The 254-nt window shown below is 68.5% G+C and carries 1 protein-coding gene; it reads left to right on the plus strand.

Annotated elements, in window-relative coordinates; genetic code table 11:
• Positions 1–38: 38 nt before the first annotated feature.
• The coding region (locus FAZ79_RS11590) for an efflux RND transporter permease subunit (protein WP_211238852.1) at positions 39–254 on the plus strand (216 nt) is incomplete at its 3' end.

Raw genomic sequence — 254 nt, forward strand, 5'->3', positions numbered from 1 at the left:
TGACGGCGATGTCATCGAGGTGGTGCCCACGGCGGAGGGTGAGCGGTGAACGGATTGCTTGCCGCGTTGTTCTCCCGCTCGCGCAGCGTACTGCTGGTCCTGCTGGCGCTGTTGGCCGCCGGCGGGAGGCCTACGTCCAGATCGCCAAGGAGGCCGCGCCCGACGTCGACGTACCGATCTTCTTCGTCACGGTCGCCTACCCGGGTATCTCGCCCGAGGACAGCGAGCGGTTGCTGGTCCGGCCGCTGGAACGC

Origin of the sequence: Guyparkeria sp. SB14A (genome assembly GCF_005096345.1) — a bacterium.
Classification (GTDB): domain Bacteria; phylum Pseudomonadota; class Gammaproteobacteria; order Halothiobacillales; family Halothiobacillaceae; genus Guyparkeria; species Guyparkeria hydrothermalis.